Origin of the sequence: Bradyrhizobium genosp. P (assembly GCF_049949265.1) — a bacterium.
Taxonomy (GTDB): domain Bacteria; phylum Pseudomonadota; class Alphaproteobacteria; order Rhizobiales; family Xanthobacteraceae; genus Bradyrhizobium.
In genome coordinates this window covers 7,555,475-7,580,117 of record NZ_CP188195.1, presented here as the reverse complement: position 1 = coordinate 7,580,117, position 24,643 = coordinate 7,555,475, and the positions used below count along the sequence as shown (strand labels likewise).

Sequence of the window (24,643 nt, the reverse complement as noted above, 5' to 3'; positions counted from 1 at the left end):
CTATGTGTATGTCGCTGGAAGGCGTTATCCGTTCAGAGAACATGTCCGATTAGGGTCTTGGTAGTGTAAAAACGCTGTTGCATGACGCTGACCGGCGCGGTTGAACTCAGGCTATCGCAGTCCGATCAATTTGGGCACATTTTACGGCCACTCGACTGGAATTCATCCTGACGCAACGTCGGGGCTCTTTCACGTGCCCTATGAACCGCACCGGCGCGCGGCAACGCCCGTATCAGGCCCTCACCGCCGCCAGCAGCGGTTTCACCCCGACGATGTTCAGCACGCGTGTCAGATTGTAGCCGAGCACGCACAGCGCCATCTCGGTCGCAACTTTCGGCAGCGTCACGCACAAGAAGTGCGTTGCGCCCATGCGCATCTTCAGTGTGCCGAACGGATGCTCGACGGTCTCGCGGCGTGTGCGCATGGCGTTTGGATTCTTGTCGAGCCGCGCCTGCGCGCGTTCGAGAACGTCCTCGTGCACCCATCGCTTGATACGGCGTTGCGGGCTCGGCGTGCACTTCGATTTGAGTGGACAGGTTTTGCAGGCGCTCGTCCAATAGTTGCGCAGCTTCTGGCCGTCTTCCTCGTTGGTATAGTAATATTTGAGTTTCTCGCCGGCCGGGCAGCGATAAACATCCTCGTCCGGCAGATAAGCAAAGTCCTGCTTGCCGAAGCGCCCCGAAGCCTTCGCACCCGACGTCATCGGCTTTGGCAACGTCACCGTGATGCCAGATTGCTCGCACGCCAGGATTTCTTCGCCCTTGAAGTAGCCGCGATCGGCGACAACACCGAGCGTGTCGGCCTCAAGAACGGCCTTGGCTTGCCGGGCCATATTCGCAAGTTGCGACCGGTCTGAGCCGCTTGTTGTCACCTCGTGCGCGACGATCAGATGGTTTTCTGTATCAACCGCCGTCTGCACGTTGTAGCCGACGACGCCGGAGCCACGACCGCTCGTGGCCATCGAACGGCTGTCGGGATCGGTGAACGATACCTGCTGATCGGGCGACGCCAGGACCTGTTGTTCAATGGCTGCGAGTTTCGCCATTTCAACAGTCAGATTTTCCAGCCGTTCTTTGATCCGCGTCTTTTTTAATTCCAGCGTTTCCGACGGCTCCTGCCGGTCGGCGGTATCGAGCTGAGCGAGATAGCGCGCAACACTCTCCTCCAATTGCGTGCGCCGCCGCTCGACTTTGCCGCGCGTGAAGTTCTTATCGCGATTATTGACGGCTTTGAATTTACTGCCGTCGATGGCGACGCTGGCCGTCGCGAGCAATCCCATCTTGCGGCACATCTCGACGAAGCGCGCGCAGACTTTTTTGATGCCGGGACCATTGTCCTTGCGGAAATCGGCAATCGTTTTGTGATCGGGCGCAAGCCGGGCGAGCAGCCACATCACTTCGACGTTGCGGCCAGCTTCACGCTCGAGCCGGCGGCTCGAATGCACACGGTTGAGATATCCGTAAATGTAGAGCCTTAAGAGCGCGGCCGGATGATACGACGGCCTACCTGTCCCGGCAGGCTCAACGCCACCGAACCCAAGGTCAGCCAGATCGAGCGCCGCAACGAAGGCGTCGATCACGCGAACCGGATTGTCATCTGCAACCCAGTCATCCAGGCATTCCGGCAACAGAGCCGATTGCCCCCGATCAGCCCGTTGCACGAAGCGCGTCATGCCCAGCCCCGCCGACTCAATGCGGGAATCATAGCGGCACAGCGTTTTCACACAGCCAGGGTCAAAAGCGGGCGAACCAACGCGCGCAGCCCTAAGTCCGATCTACCCCTAACAGCGGACTCATCCACACCCACGACGACCAGTAGCTCGCTACGGACCAATGCCCAACGTATTGACAATTTGCGCCGCCGCCAACGACGCGCTTTCATCATGCAGGCATGGGTGCCAAATCACGAGAGACCATCTACGGCGGCACGGTCCAGGCATCAGCCGAGCGGGCCACTGAGGCGCGCAAGGTGGCGGACCGCTTGGAATTCCCGAGCGTGGTCGAAGCCGTCCAATGCGCGGTCGAGGTCCAACGCGCGATGCAGGATCGCAATACGGACGTGCCGGCGGACAATCGCATCGAGTTCCGCGTCGGCATCAACCTCGGCGAAATCCCGTCGACGACGACCTTAATGCGTCCGCGCACCACGCTCCTTGGCGTAACGTTCGCCAGCAGCCTCCACAGCCTTGGCATGCAGACCAGCGAGTTCAGGCCGCGCGGCGCGGGCCCGCTCGGCGGAATCAAGCGTCGACTGGGCCTGTCCCTGGAAGTGGGGCATGACGTGGCGGGCGATCAGCTCGAAGCTCTTGGCCGTCGTCTGCGGATTCGCCCAATTGTGGCCGAGCAGCAGATAGCAACCGAAGCCGCCGTTTGATTGCTTGACGAGCCGGTCGATCTGCGCGGCGCACTCTTCCGGCGTTCCGATCACGCCGAGCCCGGATTTGTTGATGAAGTCGATCATTTCAGCGGCGCTGTCGCCGAGCACGGCCATTTGCGGGAAGGCCGCAACTGCCTGAAAGTAACGGAACCAATGCTCGATGCCGTACTGTACGTCGGCGATCGCTTGCTCCTTGGTTTCCGCACAGTGCATCGGGCCGACGAGGCGCCAATTCGAGCGGTCGACCGTCTTGCCGTGCACCCGCGCTTCCTCGCCCAGCACATCCCAATGCAGTGCCAGGGCATCGAAGCCGGCCGCTGTCGTCGCGCCGACCGAGAGGAGCCCGATGCCATGCCGTCCTGCGAGCTTGGCCCCCGTGGGCGACGCCACGGCCGCCACCGCCACGTCGAAAAGCGGATTGGAATAAGGCCGAAGATGCAGCCGTGCGTCTCGGAGATCCCAACGATGGTTCTTGAATGTCACCGGCTCATCTCCTGCCAGCAGCCTCATGATGACGTCAAGGCTTTGCTCGAGGAGCTCACGCGTCTCGGACTGAGACACCCCAATCATGATGCCGTCCGTCGGCAGCGAGCCTGGCCCGGCACCGAACATCGCGCGCCCGCGGGTCAGGTGATCGAGCAGCACGATGCGTTCCGCGACCCACAGCGGATTGTGGTAGGAAAGGCTGACGACGCCCGTGCCAAGCTTAATGTGACGCGTGCGCTCGGCCGCAACCGCGATCATGATTTCGGGCGACGCGCTGATCTCCGTACCGGCGGAATGGTGCTCACCAAACCACGCTTCATCGTAACCGAGGCGGTCGAGCCAAGCGACCAGATCCAGATCGTTCTGTAGGGCTAACGTCGGATTAATGCCGGGCTTATGGAAGGGCGCGAGAAAAACGCCGAAACGCAGGCGGGATGTCATGGCATGTCCTCCATCGAATATTGGCGGCGGCGTCTCCCAAAAGGAAACGCGACCGTCTCTTCAAAGTGACCAGCCCAGCAGCCACACACACACCTTACGCGAGCGCGGTGTTATAGTCTATTGGCGCGGTGCACAGTCACCAATCCGTCTACGGCGCCGTAGTTGTGGTCACGCGAGTGCTTCCTTGACTCTTTCCCTCGCCGGATGACTTCGGTTCTTCACCTTGATCTACTTGGGAACAGCCGGCCCGCTCGCCGGGCTTTTCGATGGGCGCGCCAAAGGGTCAGCACGCCGAGGGGGCAGCCGTGGCGGATTGCACTTCTACAATTCGCCCCGCGACCCTCTCGAAGCCAACAGAGTCAGAGATCACGAACCCACATCCGCCTGCCGACAAAAGGCGCTGAGGAATTTCAGCGCCTCAGTGCGTAAACCAACGCCGCCCGGCCAACATATTCGGCTGGTGCGGCGTTGTGGGTTACGGCTCGCCGATAAGCTGGTCGAGGTCAGCCCAATCGCAAAATCTGCGCCGAATTTGCTGCGGCGCCATATTTCGGCTCCTGGCCCTCAGCGAGGTGGCGGCACGCCTCGTCGAGGCCTGCTCAGTGCGGCATAGCGGACTAGCTTTACTCACGTTGAATTCTTCGCGTTTTGACCCAAGGCGGAATCGGTCGAATTTCCTTCTGCCGCTCGAAATCGCGGACCCAAAGTCTGTAGCCCAAGACCCTGTAGATGTGCCAATCTGCTTTTGGAGCGGATGGGGAACTGAGGGCATGAGCGATCTGCGCGACTGGTTGCGTGGAAATAGTCTGGAGCAATATGCCGATGCGTTCGAGGCGAATGACATTGACCTCGATATCCTGCCCGACCTTGACGACCATGATCTCGCGCAACTAGGTCTGTCGCTGGGCAATCGCCGCCGGCTTTTGAGGGCGATCGGGGAGCGCAAGACCCTGGCGGGCCCCCCCGACAGGTTTTCTGCGCCCGACAAATTTTTGTCCACGGCGGAGCGGCTCGGCTCCGGCGATGCTGAACGACGCCAAGTGACCGTGATGTTCGCCGATATGGTCGGTTCCACCGCACTGTCGGCGAAGCTTGATCCAGAGCTGTTGGGCGGCCTGATCCGACGATACCAGGATGCGGTGGCAGGTGCGATCGGACGTTACGGTGGGTTCGTCGCCAAGTTCATGGGCGACGGCGTGCTGGCTTATTTCGGCTTTCCCCATGCCTTCGAAGATGCGGCGGAACGCGCCGTCCGCGCCGCCATTGGAATTCTGTCGGAGATCGGCGCCATCGAAGGGCCTGATGGCACGCACGTGCAGGCGCGGATCGGCATCGCTACGGGCCTCGTCGTGGTCGGCGAAATCATCGGTACCGGGGTGGCGCAGGAGCGGATGATCGTCGGCGAAACGCCTAACCTCGCCGCAAGGCTGCAGGCGCTCGCGGAGACAAACTGCATCCTCATCAGCGAGTCGACCCAAAAATTGTTGGGCGGCCTCTTCGAACTCACCCACAGCGGCGAGCACGAGCTCAAGGGCTTTGCCGGCGCGGTGCCGGCCTGGCGAGTGTGTGGCGAAGCCTCGGTCGAATCCCGCTTTGCCGCGATCCGCACCGGGCGCCTGCCACTGATCGGCCGCGCGCATGAAATGGGATTGATGCGCGAACGCTGGCATCTCGCGCGGCAAGGCGAGGGCCAGATCGTGACCGTGATCGGTGAGGCCGGCATCGGTAAATCGCGCACGATCGAAGCGCTGCAGGAAGAACTCGCAGGCGAAGCGCATGCTCGCATCAATCTGCAGTGCTCGCCTTATCATAGCGATAGCGCGCTTTATCCCGTGATCCACTATCTCAACCGAGCTGCAGGTTTTGTGCCGGCCGATCCACCGGACTCGCGCGCCGATAAGCTTCGCGCGTTCCTAACTGGACGACCCATCGCAAATCCCTTTGCGCTGCCGCTCTTGGCCGAGCTGTTGTCGATTCCGCTGGCCGAGGCGCCCCCGACGCCGTCATCCCCAGCGCAACGCAAGGCAGCCACGCTCGCGCTGGTCATCGAGATCCTGATGCGGGCGGGCGATGACGTGGTATTGGTCGTATTGGAAGACGCGCACTGGATCGACGCGACCACGCTCGAGATGATGACGCGGTTGACCGACAGCATCGGCCGAGCACGGCTGCTTGCTGTGGTGTCGGCGCGGTCGGATTTCGTGCCGCCATGGCTGGCAAGACCGCACGCAACCCAGTTGACGCTCGGACGCCTGGGCCGCTCCGAGTGCACGCAAGTGGTCACCGGCGTGGCCGCGGCGCATGGTCTGTCGGCGGACACAGTCGCCGCGATTGTCGCCAAGACCGACGGCGTGCCCCTGTTCGTCGAGGAACTAACTCGAAGCGTGATGGAATCGGCGGGTGAGGCTTCCGCAGTGCCGGCGACGCTGAAGGACTCGCTGATGGCCCGCCTCGATCGTCTTGGCGGCGCCCGCGAAGTTGCCCAGATCGCCTCGGTGATCGGCCGTCAATTCACCTTCGCCTTGCTGGGGGCGACTTCCAATAAGGACGCTAGTGAACTTGAAGGCATGGTGGCAAAGCTAGTAGCCGCCGGAATTGTGTTTCCCGAGGAGCGCGGCCTCGAGCGGAGCTTTGTCTTCAAGCACGCGCTGGTGCGTGACGCCGCCTACGAAAGCCTGTTGCTGACGCGCCGTCGCGAATGGCATGGGCGCGTTGCCCAGGCGCTAGAGCAGCGTTTTGGCGATGTGGCCGCGCGCGAACCGGAATTGCTGGCCTACCACTTCGGCGAAGCGAAAATCTATTCTCTCGCTTGCGACTACCGCATGCGGGCCGGCGACCAGGCCGTCAGCCGCTCGGCCTATGCGGAAGCGATTTCGCATTTCCGTGCGGGTCTCGAGCTGGCCAAGGCTCTGCCGCCACAGAATGTCCTCCGGCGACAACTGGACTTCTGGCTAAAGCTTGGTTCGGCCTCGGTGGTCGCGCACGGGCTTCAGAGTAGTCAGGCCGAAACGGCCTATACCGAAGCTGCAGAGATCGGCGAGCAACTCGGCGATGGTCCCGCGTCCTTCCAAGCCAAATGGGGCCTTTGGATCAATGCCAATCTGAGCCGCAAGACAGCATTGGCGCGCGACCGCGCCAGCGAATTGGTGTCGCTCGCGCAACAGTCCGGCGATCGCGAGCTGCTGCTCGAGGCTTATCATTGTCAGCTTTCAACGGCGCATTTTCGTGGCGATGTCCGCGGCGCATTGGAGGGCTGCCAACACGCTATTGCGCTGTATGATATGAAGCAGCACCGTCACCTTGCGCATGCGTTTGGTGGCCACGATCCTGGCGTCTGCGCGCATGCGCAATGCGGCAATTCTTGGCAGCTATCGGGACAAGAGCTGCATGCAAGACAGCATTTTGCACAGGCCATTGCTCTAGCCGAAATGCTCGAGCATCCAAACAGCCTCGCGCACGGTCTGCATAACACCGGTATTGGTCATCAGCTTGGAGGAGACCGCGAAGCTACGTGCACGGCGGCACATCGAGCGGCCACGCTGGCCGACAAGTTCGACCTGCCGCCGTGGCGCGCCAGCAGCCTCATCTTGGTCGGATGGGCGACGGCGACTGGCGCGGCCAGCGCGGACGCCGTGCGGCTGATCGATACCGAAATCGCTAACGCCACCGCTGTCGGTCCGCTGCCGCAATATTATCTCGGCGTCGCAGCGGAAGTGCTGCTGGCCGCCGGCAGGCCTGCGGACGCGCTCGGCCATCTCGATCGCGCGATCGCCGGCATCGACGAAGCAGGCGTCGGCATCTATCTGCCCGAGATTTATCGCTTACGTGGTGCCTGCCTTTTGGCGCTCGATCGTCGCAACAAGGCCGAGGCGCGATCGGCTTTTACGACTGCGGCCGATATCGCGAGGCGCCAGGGGGCTGTCATCTTCGAGCGCCGCGCCGAAGCTTCATTGTCCGAGTTGACGACATAGCGGTCGCCGGATGGTCTCCGAATCAAGCCGGGGGTGTCGGTTGTTGGCCCTTCTCGGACTTCGCGCAGTGTCCGCTTCTTCCGCGTCAAAGCGCGCAGTAAAGGCCGACCGCATGACCCGGCCTCCCTCCCCCAAAAGTTGCGCTGATCCCGTCTATGTCTCGAGAGGACTCGTCCGACCGTTTACGACATGCTTAGTCTAACAGGCGAAGCTATGCCCACTCCCGGATCTTAACCGCCGTTTACGAGAGCCACAAGAATAGCTGCAGGTCGGATAGACCGGACCCGTCCAGGCCGCGGCCCCGCTGGCACGTAGGTTGCTCAACTAGGCGCTAACCGACGCCGGCTAGATCAACCTGTGCACCTGTAGGACACATCATGAGCCAGCTGCCCCAAATCGAGACCATCCGCAACTCGCGCGAAGCAGCCTTCCTTCGCAAGCTAATAGCAGACCTCGACAGAACGATTGCAATCATCAAGGCCGACATCGAGACAGAAGAGGCACAGCACCGCTTTCGTGACCGCACCGGTGCAAAGTACCCGCTATTGGCCCATCACCTGCGTGTGCGTCACGATAACCTCGAAACAACCGTACGAAATCTGACGGCGCGGCTCAGCTCAGATTACGAAGCGGTGGTCGCCTAAGCGTCCTAGACGGAGGCGCGAAACGGCGCACACCTCTTCAGGGAATAAATTTTGGTACGCCTCAGTGTCGACGACGGCCTGCGGCAACGAATTGATGCGCCAACCGAGGCGGCCACGCAGGCACCACCCTGTTTGCGGTCGCGCGCCGACGCCGTGACAGCAACATGGCAACTGGGAACGCTACATTCAGCGCGAGCCATCAAAATGCATGACCAAACTCGGCCTAGATCGCGATCAGGCCGGAGAGGAGCGCTATGCCTATGCCCGCGATGACTGGCCCGGCCAACGCGGTTACGCCGATGACCCAAATCTCATGCTTGGTGAGATTGTCCATTAGACCTCTCCCTCGGCAGCCCCTGAAAAAACGGGGCTGAAGCGGCAAGGTTCCCAAGCGCAACATGCCAGCTTGACCTGTTACGGACTGTCTGTAACATAGCAACGGCCATCGACGAGCTCTCGCGTTGTACCGCCGTTTTCCTTGCTGACAATCGGCAGATTGCGGATGTCTCCGCGCAGAGTAATGGTGTCGGTATTGCCGGCCACCACATTGTCGAAAAAGTTCAAAGTGCCGATCTGGTCGTAGATGTGTCCGTCCCCCAACCGGATTTTGATTACTACCGGCGTCTCAGCAGCGCGACGACTCAGTGATATCGCTTTTTGCGAGGAGACGGCGAATGCGACATGCATGGGGTCTTGACTGACAATCGTCGCAAGTATGCCTGAACTCGGGCTGACGTAGTTGCCCGCCGTTACAGTTGTACGACCGATCTTCCTGTCGATTGGTGCGCGAATTTTGCTTTCGGTACACTTGCGACACTTTCCGGAAAGGCCGTGAGGTGGCAAGCCAAACCAATAGGTTTCAATCGATACAGCCTTGAAGTCACGGCTGACGACGAAGCAGCGTCGGGCGGCCGGAAGTAAAGTTTTCAGCACAATAGCGGTCAGTATTGGCAGCCTAAATGACCAGCTATTCGCGGCTGATGGGGGCGCGCACCTTTTCACGGGTCTCAGCGCTGATGACCTAAGCCCAACCCGAGTTGCGAAGCCTTTACGCGCAGCGCGCCGATAGTGCGCTTCATCGTCTTCGAGACTTTCTCTATGGGTGTGCGTGCCTTCGAATGCTTCTTGAGGTCTCTCAAATCCGCCGCAGTCCACTCACGACGGGCAGTTTTCTTCTTGGTATTGGCAGCTTTCAACGTCTCAACTCCTCGGTGTTTGGAGAGCAATCGTTGTTAGCAACGGCTCGCCAAATTCTCAACTAACGATCTGGAAATAATCTTACGCTGACTGTTTGAATACGAAAAGGCTCGCGTCCGAAGCGTCCCGATGGCGCTCCAGCGCCAGTCCACGGTTCGAGTTCTCGATCGCCACCTACGCTTTGTGCCGTGCGCAATCCTGAATCTAGGCGGTTATCGCGGGTTGCGCTAGTCGTGCGTTGCCTCGGCATGCGCCGGAGAGTGTCACGGTAACGAGGACCGAGCCTGGCACAAGTAGGTTTAATCCGTTAAATTGATCTGTTCCAGCTGAACAATGCTAGGCTTCACCAGCTAATGGTCGCGACGATCGTCGGGGGACGCCTCATGTATAAAAAGGTCCTTCTTGCCTATGATGGCTCAATCGAAGGGAGGCGTGCGTTGCGGGAGGGGGCGAAGCTCGCGCAGCTCTGCCGCGCCGAGGTTTTCCTGCTGGCCGTTGTTGAGCTACCCTCCATCATGACCCCAGAGGCTGGCCTTAGCCTTTCGATGGGGGAGCAAAATGCAAATTACAAAGCCGTTCTGGCCGAAGGGGTGGAGCGCCTTAAAGCATTGGGTTTTTCTCCCACCTCAAGATTGGAGATGGGAGACCCCGGGCAGAAAATCGCAGAAGTAGCCGAACTGATTGAAGCAAACCTTGTGGTCGTCGGCCATCGTCCGCAAGGCCCGTTGGCACGATGGTGGTTCGGGTCTGTCGGTAGCTATCTAGTGAAGCGTCTTCGATGCAGCGTCTTGGTAGCCCAGACGGAGATAAGCGATGAGGAAATTGAGCAACTGAAGCCACAGCTTGAAAAGCCTGGTTCAGGTCAAGCAAATTCCGACTGACGATTGTCCCGGACCGCGTGAATGTGCATTTTAATCACTACGAGGGCGTGCCGATGTTCGCGATCATTAAGCTGTACCACTTTGCCGGTTCATTCGCCCTTGGAGCGCATGTTGGGCTCGAGTATCCGCCAACCCGCGGCGTGCTTCCAGCGCCGATATCGCAGTGCTAGGTTTGAGGGCGGCAGGGAGTATCTGCTCCCTGTTTCATACCGAACGGGAGGACGACATGCCTGAGAGCGTCTATAAGATCATTGAACTGATCGGTACCAGCAGCGAATCCTGGGAAAAAGCCGCCGCTAACGCGGTCGAACAAGCCGCAAAATCTCTCCGGGATCTTCGTGTCGCAGAAGTCGTCAAACTCGATATCCAACTGGACGCCAAGGGCAAGGTCGAGGCCTATCGCGCCAAGCTTAACGTGTCATTCAAGTTCGAAGGCACCTGAACTTGATCGACCTCGCCCCGCTAACGGGGCGAGGTCGGCTTTGCGCGCACCCCCGGAAATCGGAGGAGGGATCCTTCTTGGTCCGGCCGCTGCCGCTCCAATGCCTCTCGCCACAGGATCGCCATCCCGCCGCCTAGCCGAGTACGAGGCGCGCGCTTGCTTCGCTTAAGGCGACCGGCTGTTGGGCCAAAACGGCTTGGTTGCAACCAAAGCCAGTTCGCTACTGATAAAGAAATACGCAAAAGCTTATCAGTTGTGCTTGGCCGACGACCGATAACCTGCCCCGATCTCCGACCCTTCGATGCTAGTCCAGCAGTAACAGGAATGAAAAAGAATTCGTAACGCCCGCTCTTTGCTGGTGAGCTGATCCATCCTTCCGTTATTGCGGCTTCATATTTGGTTCGCCTCGAAATTCCGAAACGAACACGATCGCGCACGGTGACCGCCTGGTCAGCACTCGCGGAATCTCACGCTGCGGCGAAAAAATGGAAAGGTTCTTGCGCATTGAGCTTGCGGGCAGCTGGATTTGCAATGCTACCGGGCGATGTTTTGGGGAGCTTCCGATGCTGCGTGATGCCGACATTCTAGAATGATGCCACTTATGGTTTTGGCACATCGGCCGCACTGTGCGGCGCAGTGCAGCGACGCATAGACGCGGCTCATGCGAGGACGTTGCGGGCTATTCGCGATAACGGACCGAACCTGAGCGTCGCTGAAGACATTGCAGCAGCAGACGATCATCACGACCTCCGTCGCGTGCGGAAAACGGGGTCAATGAAACAATCGGATGCCAGGTGGGGCCACATCGGTCGTCTTCTCCTCTGGCGCTCATTTGCACCGATCATTGGAGCCGACGATAGAATTGATCCGCACCCGACGTTTGACCGGATGGGACAAGCAGCTTTACTTTTCGGGACAATCGCCGATTTACACTGGACCGCCATGCGCGTCGGCCCGCGCCGGTCGATCGGCACGCCATTCCGATACGCTGCAGCCGAACTGGTTCCTAAACCAGCGCGAAAAAGCGCTGAGTGCCGAAAAACCCAGCAGTTCCGCCACCGATGCCAATGGCCGATCACGATTTTCGATGTAACGTGTGACGAGTTCGGCGCGGACCGCGTCCATGATCGACGAGAAGGTCTTATCTTCATGGGCAAGATGGCGGTGGACGGTGCGGCGATCGACGCCGAGCCGTGCCGCGACCGAATCAGCCGAGCACAGCCCAGACGGCAGCATCGTATAGATGCATTCGCGCACGCTCGCGCTCATGCTTGAGTTCCGGCGCGCTGCCAGCGTATCGAGATATTGCTGCACGTAGCGCGCCATCCTGGTGTCAACCGCCGGCACGGCGGCATCGATGTCTCGTGCGGCGCAGATGATGCCGTTGAAATCCTGGTTGAACCGCACGTCGGTGCCAAAGAACTTGCGGTAGGCGTCCTTTTTCGCGGGCGCTGAATGAGCGAAGCAGATCGATTCCGGCTTCCAGCGTTCGCGAAACAATTGCTGAAAACTGCGATGCAGGAAACCGATCCCAAGCTCGATGCCCTGCCGGATCGGCACTGGACGCTCAACCTCGATCGTAAGGCTCAGGATCACGTCACCATTCTGCTCGCGCATGTTCAGCGACAGCGACTCGCTGTGCAGGAACATGTAGCCGACCAGCACATCGAGCGCCTTACGGATGGTCGGCTGTTCCCGCACCAGCAGCGCCAGGGCGCCGAGGTTGGCGACAGTCCGCTGATCTGCAAGCCGCAAACCGAAGTCGAGCTTGCCCGACCGCGCCGCTGACTCCTCGAGCAGGCGGCCGACTGCGGCTGCCGAGACCTTCACCTCCGGGTCCGTGAGACTTGCCGGCGGCAGATGGAATTCGGCGGTCATGCGGTACGGGTCGAGGCCGGCCGCACGGGCCACTTCGATGTAATTGCTCAACACCGCGCTGCGGATCAGATTTGGCATCTGCCGTCCCCGGCTCTCCGCGGGCAAGCGCGAACGCTCGCAACTCGCCCGATGTCCCCGAATGTTAAATCGCCCGTCCCAATCGGTCAAACATGGCCGAGCCTTCTCGCCTAGTTTCGGATCGTCGCAAGCAGAGCCGGTTGCACGGCCGCGATGCAGCAAACTCAACAATGGAGGATCAGCCCATGGCCATCGCCGCTCAATCAATCTTGACGTGGCCTCGCGCGATCCGGCGTTGATGCAGGACATCCGTGCACTGCTGTTGCCGTACATTGCCGAACGCGTTCTGGGACAGCCGCGCGACCCAGCACTGTACCCCGCCCCGTCATGGCAAGATCGAGCGCGCTGGCATCAAGGGCGACGCCCCGTTCTAAACTGCACTTCAACCCATACCACCTAGCGAAAGGAAACGATCATGAACTTCCTCGACGGCGCACTTCATCCCCTGAACCAGGACAAGCTGGTAATCACTGCGGCTCCCTACGGCCCGGAATGGCTGCCTTCGGATTTCCCCGAGGACATTGCGGTCTCGATGGACGACCAGGTGCAGAAGGCGGTCGATTGTTACAATGCCGGCGCCACAGTGCTGCACACCCATGTCCGCGAGATTGACGGCAAGGGCTCGAAGCGGCTCTCGAAGTTCAACGAACTACTGGCGCGGCTGCGCGTCGCGGTGCCCGACATGGTGCTCCAGGTCGGCGGCTCGATCTCGTTCGCTCCGGAAAGCGAAGGCGACAGGGCGAAGTGGCTCTCGGACGACACCCGCCACATGCTGGCCGAGCTAACGCCGACGCCGGATCAGGTGACAGTTACCGTCAACACGGCGCAGATGAACATCTTCGAGCAGATGGATCCGCGCGACTATGCCGGCACGTCGCTCGGCGAACCCGCGCTGCACGAAGCGTTCCGCGAGATGATCGTTCCGGCCGGTCCGACCTGGGCGGAAGAGCACATCAAGCGCCTCAGCGCGAAGGGTATCCAGAGCGCATTCCAGTTCTACAACATCAACTCCTTCGAGACCGTGGAGCGGATGATCCGGCGCGGCGTCTACAAGGGGCCGCTGGTGGCGAACTGGGTCGCGATCGGCGGTGGCATGGACGCCCCGACCATCTACAACCTCGCCAACTTCCTGCGCGCAATGCCCGAACGTGTCGCGCTGACGTTGGAGAGCTCCATGCTCAACACGCTGCCGGTCAACATGATGGCGATCGCCATGGGCCTGCATGTACGCTGCGGCATCGAGGACAACATCTGGAGCCAGGATCGCAAGAGCAAGATGGGCACCGTCAAGCAGATCGAGCAGCTTGTGCGGATCTCGCGTGAATTCGGCCGTGACGTGGCAAACGGCAAGGAAGCGAAGAAGATCCTGCAGATCGGCACCTTCTACGACAGCATCGAAGAGACGCTGGCGAAGACCGGCTTCGCGCCGAACCGCGTAGGTGTCCAATCTCTCCAGCAGGCTGCGGAGTAGGGCGATGACACGCGAGGCCACAGTTCTGATCGTACCAGGCTTGCGGGACGATGTGCCGCAGCATTGGCAGACTCTGCTGGCCTCGCGGCTGCCGCGGGGGCGCGCGGTGACACCAATGGGGCGCGACGACCTCAATTGTCTCGCCCGCGTCGAAGCGATCGAGAAGGCCGCGGCCGAGATCGATGGACCGATCATTCTGGTCGCGCATTCCGGTGGCGTGATCTCAGTGCTGCACTGGGTGCAGCAGACTCGGCGGGTCGTTCGCGGCGCGCTGCTGGCAACGCCAGCGGATTTCGATCAGCCGTTACCGATAGGCTATCCGTCGATGGAATCCCTGGAAGACGGAGGCTGGCTGCCGGTGCCGCGCAACCTGCTGCCGTTTCGCTCCATCGTCGCAGCCAGTCGCAACGATCCTCTTGCCTCATACGGTCGCGTCGCAACGTTGGCGCGATTATGGGGCAGCAAGCTGGTCGACCTCGGCGAGGTCGGCCACCTCAATCCATCATCCGGCTTCGGCGAATGGCCGCAGGCCGAAGCCCTGATCAACGAACTCGATGCAACCGTTTCGCATTGCTGGCTGAAGCAACGCCTCAGCGCCTAGGGAAGTATTGTAATGGCCCACGCCGTTTGTCTCGACCGTCCGTCAGTGCTTCGTTTCGAGCAGGTCGAGGTCGGTGATTCAGGCCCCGGTGAAGCTCGGGTGGGCCACGCCTATGTCGTAGTCAAAAGCGCGCAAGACCACCGGCGCACCGTGCTCGTCCCCTAAGCACATTCACCAAGGAAGCGAGATTGTCATGAATGTCCACGGATTCGAGGGGAAGCAGGGCGCCCCGGATGGCTACCTGATCGGGCCTGGCGCAGCCTGGTTCGCCTTTGTCATGACTTGCGGCCTGATGCTGTTCGACTACATCGACCGCCAAGTGATCGTGTCGCTCTTTCCCCATTTGAAGGAAGAATGGAGCCTCTCGGACAAGCAACTGGGGGCCCTGGCCTCGATCGTATCGCTGACGGTGGCGCTGGCCGGCATTCCGGTGGCGCTGATCGCCGATCGCTTCAGCCGCGTGAAAAGCATCGTCGTCATGGCGTTAGCCTGGAGCCTGGCGTCGATCTCCTGCATGTTCGCCGGCAGCTACGGCCAGTTGATGACCGCGCGCGCCGTTGTCGGGCTGGGCGAGGCCGGCTATGGCTCGGTCGGCGCGGTGTTGATCGCCAGCCACTTTCCATCGCGCATGCGCGGCACTCTGATGGCGGCCTTCATAGCCTGCGCTTCCGTCGGCTCGGTGCTGGGCGTGATGCTCGGCGGCATCATGGCGACGCACTGGGGCTGGCGCGCCGCGTTCGGTGTGGTCGGTGTCCCGGGGTTGGTGCTGGCGGTACTGTATATGAAAGTGCGGGACTACCGCACCGTGTCGCTCACGCCCCGGAATCCGGCCGCGCTCCCCAGTCTCGGTACGGCCCGCTTCATCGTCCGGCAGTTGCTCGATTCGCGCACCTTGCTGTGGTTGTGCCTGGCGGCGCCCGCGCAGGTCATCTTGGTGTCCTCGGTCTGGACCTGGCTGCCGAGCTACCTGCATCGCGTACATGGCCTCGCGACCGACCAGGCCGCTATCCGCGCGGCGCTGGTAGTGCTGTGCGGCGCCGCGGGCAGCGTGGTCTGGGGTGCCGTGGCCGACCGCGCCGCCCGCTCGCGACCGCGCGTCAAGCTGCAAGTCGTGGGGGTGCTGTGCGCCGTCTCAGCTGTGATGCTGAGCTTCGCCTTCGGCGCCCCGCGCCTCGGGGTCGCGTTGGACACGCAGACGCAGTTCGGGTTGATCGCGTTTGGCGGCTTCTTCATGGCCTGCATCTCCGGCGTGGTCACGGCGGTGGTGATCGACGTGGTGCATCCCGGCGTCCGGTCTACCGCCGCCTCCGTGCTGTCGTTGTTCCAGAACCTGCTCGGCCTGGCCGGAGGGCCCTTCATCGCGGGCTGGGTGTCGGATGCATGGTCGCTCGAGACGGCGCTGGCGGTGATGCCTGCCTTCGGCCTGCTGGCGGCGGGCTTCTTCATGGTCACCTCGCGTCACTATGAGGCCGACTTGAAGCGGGTCGACACCTACCTGGTGGACGGAAATCCTGAACTGGCGCTGGCTTGAGGAGACGGACATGACCGAAATCCGGCAACGCGCGCGCACGCGGGATGTCGGTGGGCTGCGTTTCCCTTGCGGCATTGTGCTTCGGCTTGGAACAAGTTGGACGCCGACCGGGGGTCCCGGTCCAGCGCCGATTGACAGGCGACGCACTTCCTCACTAAAACGCTACCAAAAGTAGCCGCCGAGAAGGCGCTCTCGGTCTTGGCTTATAATCTAGCGCGGGTCAGAACATCGTCGGGATCAAGACGCTGATAGCTGCGCATCTTGCCGAACGGATGCTCGACGGTCTCTCGACCGTGACGCACCTCCTGCGGGTCAGAATCAAGGCGTTGGCACAGCCTCTGCCCTTTGCGGAACGTCGCGATGGACGGCGCTGACGGTCTGCTTCTGAGATCAATGCGGTCGTTGCGCATCTGTATCCACGTGGTGCCGCTCGACGACACGCTTGTTCGCTCAAAGGCTGAATTCTTCCACAGCACCCAATGTGCGAATTGGATTGGCTATAGGTCACTGCTCAAAAAACATAATCAGAGCGATGTGGGATCAGCCGACGGACTGTTGATGCGTTCGCCAAGGAAGTAAGTCAGCATCATACCCTTGCCCTTTAGGGGCACTTGCCCGCGCAACTCACAATGAAATGCATCCCTGAGCTTTTGATAGGTCGTCTCAGAGATCTGAATGCGACCTGGTATTCCGGAGGACTCCAAACGGCTTGCCGTATTCACGGTATCGCCCCAGACGTCGTAGATTGATCGATGCTGGCCGATGAGGCCAGCCACCACCTCCCCAGAATGGATACCGATCCGCACCTCGAGCGATTCGCCGAACTGTTTGCCGGTCTTCAGTACCGCATCGATCATACCGAGCGCCATATCGGCAATGGCATGCGCGTGACCTGAACTTTCTTCTGGAATTCCACCCGCGACCATGTAGGCGTCGCCGATCGTTTTGATCTTTTCCAGTTTGAGCTCCTTCGCCAGCGCATCAAAAGCCGAAAACAGGGTATTCAGGAGGTCAACGATGCGCGCTGGTGAACCTTTTCCGGCCAAGTGGGTAAAATCCACCAGATCAGCGAACAGGATGGTCGCATCCGAAAAATTGTCGGCAATAACAACGTCTCCGTCGCGGATCCGGCTTACTATCGTTGCCGGCAGAATGTTCAGCAACAGCGCTTCCGTCTTGCTTTTCTCGACCCGCAACTCTTCGATGAAAGCCAGTTCGCGATCGCGCAGCCGCTTTCGTTCCAGGGATGCCCCAATACGCGCGCCGAGCAGCACGGGATCAAAAGGCTTTTGAATGTAATCATCGGCCCCGGCCTCGATGCAACGAACGATGCTGTCGATCTCATCCAGCGCCGAGATCATCATGACTGGAATATGTTGGTCTACTGGATGGGCCTTAAGCTGGTTCAACACTTCCAACCCGTTTATGTCCGGCATCATCAGATCGAGCAGAACGAGGTCAAATTGAGATTTGGCCACGGCCTCGAGGGCCGATCTGCCGCTTTCGGCCGTGGCAACGGTATGCCCTTGGCGCCGGAGCCTGCGTGAAAGCAGATCGCGATTAGCCTCTGTGTCGTCGACCACGAGGATACGGCCTGACAGCATGTGGGGCTTGTGATTGGGCGTGATCGGCTGGATTGACCGCATGATGTCACCGGCCAAATCGCGCGATATCCCGGCAACTGAAGGTGTACTCGAAGGCTCATGATCGCTTGCACCGGCGGAGCCAAACAGATCATCGATCTGCCCGAGCAATTGGTCGGCAGCCGCCATAATCTTTGCGAGATCGGCAACCAGATCCTCACTGCCGCTTTCGCGCGCATCCTCCATGATCAATTCGCCATAACCTTTGACGGCGTTGAGCGGGGTCCGCAAATCATGCCGCAGTGTGGCGCTGAGAGCCGCAGAACCCTCTCTGGTGTCCGGCGAACCCAGCGTAGCCAGACTAACCAGTCGGCCGAGATGTTCTTGGAGCATGAGGCCAGCCGAATGGATGCGTTCAAGGTCCGAGACTAGCGGTTTGTCCTCGCTGCCGCGGGCGTCCTCGATCAGGATTTCAGTCAGTTCCAGAATGGTGGAGATCGGAGCCGCGAACTCCTGGCGCACGAAGGCCGTGCGCGCACGTTGGAGTCGCTGGTCCGGATCTGTCATGCTAATTGGAACCTACATGATCGTCTCAATGGCGTGCCAGGAGCGTATCGATCTTTTCGAGCAGTCGCGACATTTCAATCGGCTTCGTATCGTAGTCGTCGCATCCCGCGCCAAGCGCCCGCTCGCGATCACCCGACATGGCATGTGCAGTGAGCGCGATGATTGGAATACGGGAAGATACTTCGGTTGCCTTAACGCGACGTGTCGCCTCCCATCCGTCAATAACCGGCAGACTCATGTCCATCAAAATCAAATCCGGGTTCTCACTTTGAGCCATGGCGACCGCTTGTTCGCCATCGACCGCCATCACGACTTCATGTCCCTTGCGGAGCAGGCGGCGCGAGAGCATATCGCGATTCATTTCGTTATCTTCGACCAATAAAATCTTTGCCATTAGATCACCATCTCATCATCGCCTTGACGACTACATATCAATATCTGCGCGGACTGGACGCCGGCCTACTACTTTGGCAATCGCTGCGGCAATATCTTTGTCAATCGAACCGCCTTTTTCGATGACGGTGCTCACGGCCAGAAGGCCTCGCTCGGCCACGGTTAACTGCTTGGCCGTTATGACCACCACCGGCACATGACGCCATTCCGCGCGACTGTTAAAAGTATCAAGAAACTCGAAGCCATCCATTTCTGGCATCATCAAGTCGAGCAGGATCAGTGCGGGTGCGGGATTTTCCGCGAGCCATGAAAGGGCGAGCCGTCCATTGGTGACCTCCGCAACGGTCAAGCCCATCTTCTCAATTGTGCCACGCACCGTATCACGGGTTGCTAGGTCATCCTCGACAAGAAGGATAGGACCGTCGCGAGACAGGAGATGGCGCAGCAGCGAGGTTAGTTCTGCCCGGTCAACCGGCTTGGTCATCACTTCAGCTGCGCCCAGCGATAGACCAATACCTCGATCCGGCGCCACCGTGACCATTATAACCGGAATGTCGCAGAGTTCGGGATTGGCTTTGAGAGCGCCGAGAACGGCCCAACCATCCGTTTTCGGCATTAAGACATCCAGTGTGATCACGTCTGGCCGTACCTTGAGGGCAAGCTCGAGCGCCTCATCGCCGCCGCGCGCCTGGACGGCGCGGTACCCCTCACGCCTGAGGCTTGTCGTCAGCAAATCCCTCGAAGCAGCATCATCGTCGACGACAAGCACTGTGACCGACCCGCTTTCGTACTGCGAGCCGATTATTGGCTCCTCAGATGGCTCGCTCGTCGCTTCCGGCGGCTTTGGCCCGGCCGTTTGATCGGGAATGACGATGGTAAAGGTCGAGCCTTCCCCGACCTTGCTCGCGACCGTGATATCGCCGCCAAGCAGCCGACAGAAGTGTCGCGTAATGGCCAGGCCAAGACCGGTTCCGCCGAACTTTTTCGTGGTCGAAGCATCGGCTTGGCTGAACGCTTCAAATAGTCGGCCAAGTTGCTCTGTACTCATACCGATGCCGCTATCCGAGATCGTCATGCGGACCGTGGCTCGATCCGCCCGCCCAATTTCGAGCTTCAGCTTCCCGTTCTGGGTAAATTTGCTTGCATTGCTGAGGACGTTGAGGAGGCATTGCTTCACCTTAGTGCGATCGGTGCGCATGCTGCCGATGTTTTCTGACACACTCAGCTCAAGCGTGTTGCCGCCTTTAGTCACCAAAGGTCTTATGATCTCTCCTACCTCTTCGATAAGCGACAGAAGGTCCACTTCCTCTATAAACACTTCCATCTTGCCGGCCTCAACCTTTGAAAGGTCGAGGATATCGTTGATCAGTCCCAACAGATGCCGCCCGGCGCCCTCGATTCGCTTTAGGTCGGGCACGAGCTGCTTCTGGCCGCCATCGGCCGCGTCTTCTTGAAGGATCTCGCTGTAACCAATAATGGCGTTGAGCGGTGTCCGCAATTCGTGGCTCATATTTGCCAGGAACTGGCTCTTGGTTCGGTTGGCGACTTCCGATAGCTCGCGCGCCTCCTCGAGTTCAAGGTTGTGTTGCCGGAGTTCAGTTATGTCGGAATAAACCGCAACAGTCCCACCACCCTGAATACGACGCTCGCTGATGCGGACGTAGCGGCCACCATACCTGTATTCGGCAAAGCCTCCTGAATGCTCGCGCCTTGCCCAGCGCTCGGCCATCCAGTCCTGTGCACTTTGATTTCCAAGATCGACCAGTGCACGCGAAACCACCGCCTCAAGCACTTCCCCGAAAGTCGTTCCCGGCTTGATGATGTCGGAAAGGCCCGGGTAAATGGCGCGAAATTGTTCATTGAACAAAACGATCCGATCGCCTGAATCGTACAGTACAAAGCCTTCCGAGATAGTGGCGATCGCAGCAGCTATGGTCTTTCGCTGCGCTTCAGCCTCGGCGGCGAAGCGGTTGCGCTCCTTGAGGCTGTCGCGAAATAGGGCGAGGGTGCGTGCCATGACGCCGATCTCGTCAGACCCTGCGGCGGGAATTGATACTGACAAATCGCCGGCGCTGAGGCCGTCGATCGCGCCCACAAGACGACGAAGCGGGACCGCGATCGAACGGAGAATGATGAATGTCAGCACAAAACCCAAAGCTAGGATGAAAACATCGGCGATGAGTGTTCTGTTTGTCGTCGCAGCCACGTCATTGACTATCCCGTCACGCTCGGCCGCTAGGTCGCCTCTTAACTCATTGATGAGCGACGTCAGCAATTCGTCGACCTTGACACTGTGTTGACGAGCCTGCGCCAGCAGCGAATTTCCAATGACGCGCCTGTCGTTGGTGTATTGATCCACGGCCTCGTTTGCTGACTTCTCGAACTCGTCGCGCTCGCTGCGAATCTCCGCCACCAGCTTCGGCTTTTGAAGCGCGAGTCGGTCAAGATAGCCGTTCATACGGCCGCGCGCTGCGTCGGCGCTGCGCTCTGAAGGAGTAAGTAGGCTGACCGCCAGGTCGGTGAGCCAATAGCGCATTTCGCCGAACGCTATGCGCGCGCCGTTCGCCGACTCGATGATGCTGCTAAGCTCAGTCTCGGTCGCAACGGCGGTCGAGTTTTTTGCAAGCGTGCGCAGCAAATACAGATTTGTTGCGATCAGTATGCACAGTAACACGCTCGACAAAATAGCGAGTCTCGCGCGAATGGTGAGATGTGACATCACTCGCGAGTCCTCACGGCGGGCGCCTTAACACGCCTTCGTTCCCTATCGGGAGAGTGGCCTCCGACACATGATCGGGGAAACCGCCACATATTTGGCTACTGCTTGAAGAGCGTAACACTGATGACCGCACCGAGATCACCTTCTTTGCCTCCCTCCTTGGGATAGCCAGTGATGTCGGTTTCGCCTTTCGGCGACCCGTGACAACTTAGGCATGAGGACGCATAATATTCCGGCATCATCATCCGGTATGCCGTCCGCCCTTTAGTGTCGACATCCGCGGCATAGGCTTGGCCACGCGGCCAATCCTCTCGAAGTAGCTTGCTGCGAATAACTTCACTTTCCCACTCATCGGGTCGCGACTTCCGGTTTCTTACGAGTTGTTCCGGAGCCGTTACCTTGATCTGCGCCTCGTTCCGGGCGTGGCTCTCAAATGATTCATTGACCAGCCGAGCAAAGACCGCTGGAATGAAGGCTTTGAACCCGACACCCTTGGCGTTGATAGTTGCCTGATTAGCGTCGGTAGTCTCGACGATTGCATCCATCTGCGCCTGCATGAGTTTGCCGAAGCGCGACTTCGAATCGATACTTGCTGGATCCGTTCCCGTCGTCTTCTTGAAGATCTCAACAGCTTGCTGCAAGACGACTCGGCCGGTCAGCCCCTTGTCACCAAGATTTGGATCGTTGATGCGGGCTTGGTTACTCGAAATAACTTGACGTGCTGCGCGGAGCATTTCCGCCAAGTTCTTCGCGATGCTCGCATCGTCGGTCGGCTCGGCTCGCATGGGCGCAATAAATGAAAACAAGCAGCCGATAAGCAACGCGCCGAAGAAAAGCCGATTAAAAGAGCAGGCCGGGATAATCCGTTCGCTCATATCAAATCTCCCCAACTCAAACTATAATTCGTAACACCAATTGATATAATACAAAATGGTCTGTCACGACAGCCAGGATAATATCTTGAGAAATAGCATAATTGATGCCTATTGAGCCGGTTATGCTCCTTACCTCAAACGCCGATGGGGCCTGAACCGGGCGGATCGGCAAATGGGCAAGCGGGCTGGCAAGAAGGTCTCCGCATGCAAGTCGCGTGCTAGGAACGTTGGGTCGGGTGTCGGTGGAGCAGATCAAGAGCACCTCAACAAATTGGAGGCGAAATCGCCAAGGTATTTGGAGCTAAAATCTCTGAATTGCGAGATATTGCTCAGGATTATCGTTCTCACTTGGAAGCCAATACCAAAACTATGAACAATGCCGTTGCCATGCTCAACAGCCGCGCTCCGAATGATCCCGACAGCGGCACTCTCCGCTCGCCCTTATCAAGAATGAGCGAAGAGGGAGCGCGGCCCATAGACCATCGCTCCCTGAAGGCACCCCGATAGTCATTTTGATCGATTCTCGCGATAGGCGCCGCGGGTGTTCGGCAACGAAAATGTCCAAATTGGTTTGGTTCGCGGTCGATGACTTGTGCGCGTCGATCCCGATCTGGCGATGAAGTTTCCGGACGTCGGCTTCGGTGACGTCCGTGGCGCGCTTGCCGCCGACAGGTGTTGCAATTGTCCGTGGAGGCGACGATAGCCTCAAGAGCGCGGCGTGCAATCGAAGTCGCTGGTTAAGCTTGATGCGCCCGTCAGCGGTTGATTCGGGAACTCAATTTGTACGAGGCTTGAGCTACGCGGCCGGCATGGTGCTCCCCGCTTAGCTATTAGCAAACTCGCAATCATTCCCGTGTACGATGAAGCGAATTGCCTTGCTCAGTTGACGGACCCGAAATGATAGTCCTCTCCGACAGGCGGAAGACCCTGCGACGTAAAGTGCTCGATACGGCGCTGATAAGGTTCGGCGACCTTTCAATGAGCTGCGTTCTGCGAGACGTCTCCGACACTGGAGCGGCCGTGCAGGTAGCCGCCCAATCGGAAGTGCCTGACGAATTCAGGTTGATAGTGCCGCGCAGTGCGACGTTTCTCTGTCGCGTGATATGGCGCGGGGGCGCTTGGATTGGCGTCTCATTCGTTCAGCCGGGAGATGGTGTTTGACTTTAAGATGACCAGAGAGCAGGCACGACGGCTGGAAAAAGGCGATCGCGTTCGTTGGATCGGGGACGATGAAGCAACGGGGCTTGTGACCGAGATCAATCGCTTCGGAGTGGAGATTAGTTGGTCGGATGGTGTTACCACGCGACCGCTTTTCAACGACATGACGCGGATTGAGCTGATCGCTCAGGACAACAGCGCGGTCGTCTGCTAGGGAGCCGCGTGACCAATCGGGCCATTCCGAGAATGGACGCCACCGCCAGAACACAACGCAGCAGCGACGCCTATCTCAGCAGTTCAAACGAAGCACCCATACATTAGAAGGCTTTGGTGAACGGAACGTTTATTTGAAAAGCTCTCGCAGGTGCTTGATCGATCCGCGCCCAAGATTTTGCAGGCTTAGAAGATTTGCGTCTGAGGTCTGACGCACTTCACCGACCGTCTTGAAGCCCGCCTCCCTGAGCGCGTTGCGAACACGCGTCGATAGCGGCACAAGTTCGAGCGGGCTTTCGTCTGACAAGGGCAAGGGCGGACCATGCAAGCTGAGGCGTAGCCGGTCGATATGAGGTTTTTGGCTAATCGATCCTTCGGGTCACGGCTTTGTAGCAGACAGAGGCACGGCGTTCATTGGCGCGCCCTCAGGCGCCGGCGGCGCTTTACCCATCGCGGCGGCGATGTCGCCGCCGATACGTTCCGAAGCCTGCGCCTCTGCGATCAGACGATATCGACCTCCGGCTCGAGCTCGAGCGCGGTGAGCTGTACGCAGACAGGCAGTGTCCCCTGGGGAACGTTCCTGTTTGAGATGAAGTCGCCTTAGCGCGACCATCACGCCGCAGATGAAACCAAATGCCGCCAGCGCAATTGCGGATTTGTTCATATTACGCCTCGAAAAGCGGCATCCTTCCGCAACCGGGGCGCGTGGGCAAGGGGCAATGAGGCAATCGCCTCACACTATTTTGCAAAGCGCTTCAGTTGATCCGCATTTCGGAAACCCCGATGGCACACGGGTTGCTCAATCGGCCCTATGAGCCGCCCAGCGAAACCAACCTGTGTATCCATGGGACGAAACATGAGCTAGTTGCCCCAAATTGAAATTCTGAGACGCGCGCGCGAAGCAGCGACCCTTTGCAAACTGATCTCCGACCTCGACCGCACGATCGCGGTCATCAAGGCTGACATCGATGCAGAAGAGAGCCAGCACCGGCATCGCTATGTCACCGATGCCAAATATCCGTTATTGGCTCGTCACCTCCGGACCCGTCGCGACAATCTCGAAGCCACCGTTCGCGATCTGACCGCCAGGCTGGGGCGAATTGGGCCGGATCCTCGCGCGGCGGTGGCTTAGCCGCAG

General features: G+C 59.5%; 21 protein-coding genes. 10 read left to right on the top strand and 11 right to left on the bottom strand.

The annotated features are described in order from the left end of the window. Positions 1-232: 232 nt before the first annotated feature. Both ACP2YO_RS36335 and ACP2YO_RS36330 read right to left on the bottom strand, forming a co-directional pair. Complete coding sequence (locus ACP2YO_RS36335) at positions 233-1,672, bottom strand: IS1182 family transposase (protein ID WP_426435882.1); 1,440 nt, start codon at positions 1,670-1,672, stop codon at positions 233-235. Positions 1,673-2,127: 455 nt separating this feature from the next. Beyond that, the gene (locus ACP2YO_RS36330; RefSeq protein ID WP_426435881.1) at positions 2,128-3,303 is read right to left on the bottom strand and encodes an LLM class flavin-dependent oxidoreductase; all 1,176 of its coding nucleotides are present in this window, start codon (positions 3,301-3,303) and stop codon (positions 2,128-2,130) included. Positions 3,304-4,073: 770 nt separating this feature from the next. Between ACP2YO_RS36330 and ACP2YO_RS36325 the strand changes: the two genes are divergently transcribed. Both ACP2YO_RS36325 and ACP2YO_RS36320 read left to right on the top strand, forming a co-directional pair. Next, positions 4,074-7,274 carry an ATP-binding protein gene (locus ACP2YO_RS36325; protein ID WP_426435880.1) on the top strand — a complete coding sequence of 1,067 codons (3,201 nt, stop codon included), beginning with the start codon at positions 4,074-4,076 and terminating at the stop codon, positions 7,272-7,274. Positions 7,275-7,651: 377 nt separating this feature from the next. Continuing rightward, entirely contained in the window at positions 7,652-7,918 is a 267-nt protein-coding gene (locus tag ACP2YO_RS36320) for a hypothetical protein (protein WP_426435879.1), read from the top strand. Positions 7,919-8,332: 414 nt separating this feature from the next. Here the strand turns inward: ACP2YO_RS36320 and ACP2YO_RS36315 are convergent, their stop codons facing one another. Beyond that, entirely contained in the window at positions 8,333-8,851 is a 519-nt protein-coding gene (locus ACP2YO_RS36315) for an HlyD family efflux transporter periplasmic adaptor subunit (protein WP_426435878.1), read from the bottom strand. 74 nt (positions 8,852-8,925) lie between these two features. Next, positions 8,926-9,114, bottom strand: a complete 189-nt coding sequence (locus ACP2YO_RS36310; protein ID WP_426435877.1) for a hypothetical protein — start codon at positions 9,112-9,114, stop codon at positions 8,926-8,928. A 384-nt stretch (positions 9,115-9,498) separates the two neighbouring features. On the opposite strand from ACP2YO_RS36310, the gene ACP2YO_RS36305 reads away from it, so the two are divergent. Together ACP2YO_RS36305 and ACP2YO_RS36300 are read left to right on the top strand one after the other, a co-directional pair. Beyond that, complete coding sequence (locus tag ACP2YO_RS36305; protein ID WP_426435876.1) at positions 9,499-9,996, top strand: universal stress protein; 498 nt, start codon at positions 9,499-9,501, stop codon at positions 9,994-9,996. A 226-nt stretch (positions 9,997-10,222) separates the two neighbouring features. Then, entirely contained in the window at positions 10,223-10,438 is a 216-nt protein-coding gene (locus ACP2YO_RS36300; RefSeq protein ID WP_426435875.1) for a dodecin family protein, read from the top strand. Between the two features lie 927 nt (positions 10,439-11,365). Here ACP2YO_RS36300 and ACP2YO_RS36295 read toward each other — a convergent pair. Beyond that, on the bottom strand, positions 11,366-12,394 hold the full coding sequence (locus tag ACP2YO_RS36295; RefSeq protein WP_426435874.1) for an AraC family transcriptional regulator: 1,029 nt from the start codon (positions 12,392-12,394) through the stop codon (positions 11,366-11,368). Positions 12,395-12,809: 415 nt separating this feature from the next. Here ACP2YO_RS36295 and ACP2YO_RS36290 point away from each other — a divergent pair, with 415 nt between their 5' ends. From ACP2YO_RS36290 to ACP2YO_RS36280, 3 genes are all read left to right on the top strand, one after another. Beyond that, positions 12,810-13,865 carry a 3-keto-5-aminohexanoate cleavage protein gene (locus ACP2YO_RS36290; protein ID WP_426435873.1) on the top strand — a complete coding sequence of 352 codons (1,056 nt, stop codon included), beginning with the start codon at positions 12,810-12,812 and terminating at the stop codon, positions 13,863-13,865. A gap of 4 nt (positions 13,866-13,869) precedes the next feature. Further along, positions 13,870-14,466 (top strand): RBBP9/YdeN family alpha/beta hydrolase, encoded by a 597-nt coding sequence (locus tag ACP2YO_RS36285; RefSeq protein WP_426435872.1) that lies wholly within the window; start codon positions 13,870-13,872, stop codon positions 14,464-14,466. Between the two features lie 193 nt (positions 14,467-14,659). After that, positions 14,660-15,997 carry an MFS transporter gene (locus tag ACP2YO_RS36280; protein WP_426435871.1) on the top strand — a complete coding sequence of 446 codons (1,338 nt, stop codon included), beginning with the start codon at positions 14,660-14,662 and terminating at the stop codon, positions 15,995-15,997. A 524-nt stretch (positions 15,998-16,521) separates the two neighbouring features. Here ACP2YO_RS36280 and ACP2YO_RS36275 read toward each other — a convergent pair. The 4 genes from ACP2YO_RS36275 to ACP2YO_RS36260 all read right to left on the bottom strand — a co-directional run bounded on the left by ACP2YO_RS36275 (position 16,522) and on the right by ACP2YO_RS36260 (position 22,134). Beyond that, positions 16,522-18,147: an adenylate/guanylate cyclase domain-containing protein gene (locus tag ACP2YO_RS36275; RefSeq protein WP_426435870.1), complete on the bottom strand. Its 1,626-nt coding sequence runs from the start codon at positions 18,145-18,147 to the stop codon at positions 16,522-16,524. A gap of 25 nt (positions 18,148-18,172) precedes the next feature. Continuing rightward, positions 18,173-18,541 (bottom strand): response regulator, encoded by a 369-nt coding sequence (locus ACP2YO_RS36270; RefSeq protein WP_426435869.1) that lies wholly within the window; start codon positions 18,539-18,541, stop codon positions 18,173-18,175. 30 nt (positions 18,542-18,571) lie between these two features. Then, entirely contained in the window at positions 18,572-21,259 is a 2,688-nt protein-coding gene (locus tag ACP2YO_RS36265; protein ID WP_426435868.1) for a response regulator, read from the bottom strand. Between the two features lie 98 nt (positions 21,260-21,357). Beyond that, complete coding sequence (locus ACP2YO_RS36260) at positions 21,358-22,134, bottom strand: Tll0287-like domain-containing protein (protein WP_426435867.1); 777 nt, start codon at positions 22,132-22,134, stop codon at positions 21,358-21,360. Between the two features lie 897 nt (positions 22,135-23,031). Here ACP2YO_RS36260 and ACP2YO_RS36255 point away from each other — a divergent pair. Then, the gene (locus ACP2YO_RS36255; protein ID WP_426435866.1) at positions 23,032-23,295 is read left to right on the top strand and encodes a PilZ domain-containing protein; all 264 of its coding nucleotides are present in this window, start codon (positions 23,032-23,034) and stop codon (positions 23,293-23,295) included. After that, positions 23,258-23,506, top strand: coding sequence for a hypothetical protein (locus tag ACP2YO_RS36250; RefSeq protein ID WP_426443536.1), 249 nt, complete (start codon positions 23,258-23,260; stop codon positions 23,504-23,506). The genes ACP2YO_RS36255 and ACP2YO_RS36250 overlap by 38 nt, the downstream gene beginning before the upstream one ends. Positions 23,507-23,635: 129 nt before the next feature. Here ACP2YO_RS36250 and ACP2YO_RS36245 read toward each other — a convergent pair whose 3' ends face one another. Together ACP2YO_RS36245 and ACP2YO_RS36240 are read right to left on the bottom strand one after the other, a co-directional pair. Beyond that, a complete protein-coding gene (locus tag ACP2YO_RS36245) occupies positions 23,636-23,785 on the bottom strand; it encodes a DNA-directed RNA polymerase subunit alpha C-terminal domain-containing protein (RefSeq protein ID WP_426443400.1) in 150 nt (49 codons plus the stop codon). Positions 23,786-23,884: 99 nt separating this feature from the next. Continuing rightward, positions 23,885-24,169 carry a hypothetical protein gene (locus tag ACP2YO_RS36240; protein ID WP_426435865.1) on the bottom strand — a complete coding sequence of 95 codons (285 nt, stop codon included), beginning with the start codon at positions 24,167-24,169 and terminating at the stop codon, positions 23,885-23,887. A gap of 201 nt (positions 24,170-24,370) precedes the next feature. On the opposite strand from ACP2YO_RS36240, the gene ACP2YO_RS36235 reads away from it, so the two are divergent. Beyond that, entirely contained in the window at positions 24,371-24,637 is a 267-nt protein-coding gene (locus ACP2YO_RS36235; RefSeq protein ID WP_426435864.1) for a hypothetical protein, read from the top strand. Positions 24,638-24,643 lie beyond the last annotated feature (6 nt).

Coding starts and splice junctions, on each gene's coding strand:
- ACP2YO_RS36325 (WP_426435880.1), top strand. CDS start 4,074: ATGAGCGATCTGCGCGACTGGTTGCGTGGAAATAGTCTGGAGCAATAT.
- ACP2YO_RS36320 (WP_426435879.1), top strand. CDS start 7,652: ATGAGCCAGCTGCCCCAAATCGAGACCATCCGCAACTCGCGCGAAGCA.
- ACP2YO_RS36255 (WP_426435866.1), top strand. CDS start 23,032: ATGATAGTCCTCTCCGACAGGCGGAAGACCCTGCGACGTAAAGTGCTC.
- ACP2YO_RS36300 (WP_426435875.1), top strand. CDS start 10,223: ATGCCTGAGAGCGTCTATAAGATCATTGAACTGATCGGTACCAGCAGC.
- ACP2YO_RS36240 (WP_426435865.1), bottom strand. CDS start 24,169: ATGAACAAATCCGCAATTGCGCTGGCGGCATTTGGTTTCATCTGCGGC.
- ACP2YO_RS36265 (WP_426435868.1), bottom strand. CDS start 21,259: ATGTCACATCTCACCATTCGCGCGAGACTCGCTATTTTGTCGAGCGTG.
- ACP2YO_RS36305 (WP_426435876.1), top strand. CDS start 9,499: ATGTATAAAAAGGTCCTTCTTGCCTATGATGGCTCAATCGAAGGGAGG.
- ACP2YO_RS36295 (WP_426435874.1), bottom strand. CDS start 12,394: ATGCCAAATCTGATCCGCAGCGCGGTGTTGAGCAATTACATCGAAGTG.
- ACP2YO_RS36280 (WP_426435871.1), top strand. CDS start 14,660: ATGAATGTCCACGGATTCGAGGGGAAGCAGGGCGCCCCGGATGGCTAC.
- ACP2YO_RS36335 (WP_426435882.1), bottom strand. CDS start 1,672: ATGACGCGCTTCGTGCAACGGGCTGATCGGGGGCAATCGGCTCTGTTG.
- ACP2YO_RS36330 (WP_426435881.1), bottom strand. CDS start 3,303: ATGACATCCCGCCTGCGTTTCGGCGTTTTTCTCGCGCCCTTCCATAAG.
- ACP2YO_RS36270 (WP_426435869.1), bottom strand. CDS start 18,541: ATGGCAAAGATTTTATTGGTCGAAGATAACGAAATGAATCGCGATATG.
- ACP2YO_RS36290 (WP_426435873.1), top strand. CDS start 12,810: ATGAACTTCCTCGACGGCGCACTTCATCCCCTGAACCAGGACAAGCTG.
- ACP2YO_RS36260 (WP_426435867.1), bottom strand. CDS start 22,134: ATGAGCGAACGGATTATCCCGGCCTGCTCTTTTAATCGGCTTTTCTTC.
- ACP2YO_RS36275 (WP_426435870.1), bottom strand. CDS start 18,147: ATGACAGATCCGGACCAGCGACTCCAACGTGCGCGCACGGCCTTCGTG.
- ACP2YO_RS36285 (WP_426435872.1), top strand. CDS start 13,870: ATGACACGCGAGGCCACAGTTCTGATCGTACCAGGCTTGCGGGACGAT.